Below are 3427 nucleotides of genomic sequence, written 5' to 3' on the forward strand. Positions count from 1 at the left end.
TTGCCGACCTTGAAGGTCTGGTCGACGTCCAGCGCCCAGCCAGTCCAGAAACCGTCCGCCCATTCCTTGTAATCACTCAGGCAGTTTTTGAAGTCTTTGAGGATCAGGTTCACGTCAGGCGCTTTGGCGTCCAGCACACGCAGGACCAGGGTACCAATCGGGGTATTCATGACGTGACTTCCTTTGTCAGCTCTGCGGCGAGACGCTCTGCCATATCTTCTGTGTTTGGGTTCTGGCGCACGAAGCGCTCAACCTTTCTGCGCAAGTTGGCTTCGGGGAATTCGAAGTACAATTCTGGGCAATCTTCTGATAGCCACTGCATCAGGTTCTCGACGACGGTGGTGTGGTCCTTCTTCGCGAGAGCATCCAATAGCGTTTGGGGAATATCCCACCAGGGCCACTCTTTTGCGGGAGGTACTGCTCTTCTGCCGACTTCGAGCGTCTGTCCGTTAATCAGGTAGCGTTGGAAAACCGGCAGTAATTCACCTGCCGTAGCACCTAACCCTTCGATGATCGGATGAAAATGTCGACCATCCCAGAACCTGAAAAACACTTCAGTAGCGTCTGGCATTTTTACCTGGGTCAGGCTGCGCAAATGCTCCAGCACCGTTTCCGGCGCGCTGGTGGATACCGCTAGCCAACCCCAATCCAGTGCATCGGTTTCAGTAATCCATTGCAAAAAACTGGCATTGGGGCTGATCTCGGCGAGATACGGCATTACGGGAAGCCAATCGGCGTAAGGCGTTCCACTCCAAATAGGCTGCAGTTGTGGTGCGGCATCTTGCTGATAGAAGGGCTTGAGCGGCTCGGCATCGCTCGCCGCACTGATGACCAAATACAGGCGCTCGCCAGTCTGCAGCGGCTGTTGTGCCAGCCAGTCCTTGGGCGTAATTCGATCAGATGGCACAGGCACCTGCCTTGCATTTTTCGCATTCTTCGCAGAACGGCGCGTTGCGTTTGAGGGTGTTGATCTGGGCCGGGGTCAGGACCTGGCCGGCCTTGTCGGCGTCGGCTTGTTTGAGGATGCCGGGCATTAGCGGGGCGGCGCCGGTGCCGCTGCCGGGGCTGCCGCCGGAGTTCATGTTGATCACCGGGCCGCTCAGGGTCACGCCGCCGGCGTCGATCTTGATGAAGCTGCCGCCGCCGATCAGGGTCAGTTCTGCGCCTGCTTCCATCACCACTTTCATGCCGCTGCTGAGGTGGATTTCCTGCCCCGCGTCGATGAACTGGCCGGTGCCGATCTTGATGTGCTGATTGACGCCTACGGTGAGGTGGTCGTTGGCGCGGGCTTCGACTTTACGGTCGGCGTAGACGGTGTGGTGTTCTTCGGCCTTGAATTCCGTGTAGCTGTTTTTTTCGACGGTGTCGTGGCGTTCGTTGCCGACGCGGATTTTCTGGTCGTGCTCGATGTTCTCGTCCCAGTCGCGCTGGGCGTGCAGGTAGATCTGCTCCTGACCTTTTTTGTCTTCGATGCGCAGTTCGTTGTAGCCGCCACCGCCCATCGAGCTGAGGGTCTTGAAGGTGCTGCGGGTCTTGTTCGCCGGCAGGGCGTACGGGACGGTGTTTTCCTTGTGGTACAGGCAGCCGCTGATCAGCGGTTGATCGGGGTCGCCTTCAAGGAAGGTGACCAGCACTTCCATGCCGATGCGCGGGATGGCGATGCCGCCATACTGGGCGCCGGCCCAGGCGCTGGAGACGCGCAGCCAGCAACTGGTCTTGTCGTCGGCCTGGCCTTCGCGGTCCCAGTGGAACTGGACTTTGACACGGCCGTACTGGTCGCAATGGATCTCTTCGCCTTTGGGGCCGGTGACCACGGCGCTCTGGCTGCCGAGGATGCGCGGTTTCGGGTGGCGCAGCGGTGGGCGGTTGGGCACGTCCCACGGGGTGGCCTGAAAACGGTTGCGATAGCCCTGATGGAAATCGTCTTTCAATGCCGTGGTGTCGCTGGTCACCGACTCTTCGAGCACTTGCGGTTGCTTACCTTCATGCAAGACTTCGGTGAGCAGCCACAGGTCGTTCCACTTGGCCTTCGGGTGCTCGGTCAGGGCGAGGAAATGGCCGCTGACCAGCAGTGGCTGATCGCTCTTGCCTTCGGCGAGCTGAAAGTCGCTGCGGTGGCGTTCGAGGGCGCGTTTGGCCAAGTGCTTGCCGCGCTCGCGGTCGATGAAACGACCGGGATAGTCGTAGTCTTCGAGGTCGGGCAGGGCGTCGCCGCGGTTTTCGCTTTCGAGGGTGATGCGTGGTTTTTCGAAGTCGTAGTCGCGGCGGGTGGTGCGGCTGGTGCGGGTTTCCAGGCGCAGGTCGAAACGCTTGATCACCGGGTTGCTGGCGACCATGCCGGAGTCTTGCTGGTAGGTCACAGGCTTGAGTTTCGGGAACACCGTCTGGTCATCGCCGAAGACGAGCTTGTGCGCCGTGGCGCTGTGCTGGAAGTGGTAGTGAATACCTTCTTCCTCGCACAGGCGCTGGATGAAATGCAGGTCCGATTCATCGTATTGCACGCAGTAGATGCGCTCGGGATAGATCGAACCGGTCTTGAATTCGTAGGCGTTGCTCTGGATGCCGTGCTCTTCGAGGACCATGCCAATGATTTTCGGCACGCTGAGGTTCTGGAAGATGCGCTGGTTGACGCGATGCGCCAGGTACGACAGTTGCGGGCGCAGGGTCACCGAATAACGCGTCAGGCGTTTGCCGGAATCGCCCTGGGCGGCGCGATAGATCTGGCCGTGGATGCCGCTGCCATCGGGCGACAGTTGCAGGAAGGCCGGTTTGTGCAGCAGGGTTTCGAGGTCCAGCGACGGCTGCTCACTGACCAGTTCCACCTCGAACACAAAAGGCTGGCTGATGGCTTCCCGGCCGGTCAGGGTAAATACCTGAAAATCGGCAGAGAGCCCTTCGATGGTCAGGGCAAAGTGGGTTTCATTGGCCGGCGCGAACATCCCTTGTTCCTCGTGCTGTACAGCGGCGCTCGTCGATGACCGCAAAGCGGCTCAACGTACGCGAAATTCTGGAGGGGCGTAAACAACATCGACCAGCAGGGCTGGTCGATGCTTGTAACGATCAGCCGTAATTAAACGACTGGAGCACGCCAGTCATCGGAACCCGAAGTACCGGATACTTCGTGCGTCCAGGTGATTTTGCGGTAGGTGAACTGCACTTCTTCCAGGTGGGTGAAGTGCGCGTTGCCTGGATCCTGGCAGTTGTGCATTTTGTTGTTGATGGCGACGATGATCGCGTCTTCCAGTTTGGTGGTGTAGTAGTGCTCTTGAGTACCTTGAGCAGAAGTACGGTACCACTGGATAACGATTTCGCTCATGCGCTCGCCGGAGGTCAGAGCGGCTTGCAGCAGAGGCGAAGCCTTGTCGTAGACCTTGGTGATCACAACTGGCTTGTGCACGCGCTGACCGGTTGGCTGACCGGATTGTGG

Annotated in this window: 3 protein-coding genes; all 3 read right to left on the bottom strand. The window is 59.1% G+C overall.

The features are described from left to right. Positions 1-166: 166 nt before the first annotated feature. Positions 167-907, bottom strand: a complete 741-nt coding sequence (locus DBR24_RS25150; RefSeq protein WP_128616077.1) for a DUF4123 domain-containing protein — start codon at positions 905-907, stop codon at positions 167-169. Further along, complete coding sequence (tssI, locus tag DBR24_RS25155) at positions 897-2939, bottom strand: type VI secretion system tip protein VgrG (RefSeq protein ID WP_128616078.1); 2043 nt, start codon at positions 2937-2939, stop codon at positions 897-899. The genes DBR24_RS25150 and tssI overlap by 11 nt, the downstream gene beginning before the upstream one ends. 131 nt (positions 2940-3070) lie before the next feature. Beyond that, positions 3071-3427 (bottom strand): Hcp family type VI secretion system effector (locus DBR24_RS25160; RefSeq protein ID WP_256591819.1); only part of this gene is annotated, 357 nt, incomplete at its 5' end.

Source organism: Pseudomonas sp. HMWF006, from assembly GCF_003061205.1.
GTDB classification, from domain to species: Bacteria; Pseudomonadota; Gammaproteobacteria; order Pseudomonadales; family Pseudomonadaceae; genus Aquipseudomonas; species Aquipseudomonas monsensis.

What these genes read in the sequence shown, in the direction of transcription:
- tssI (WP_128616078.1), bottom strand. Translation starts at nt 2,939, where the DNA reads ATGTTCGCGCCGGCCAATGAAACCCACTTTGCCCTGACCATCGAAGGG.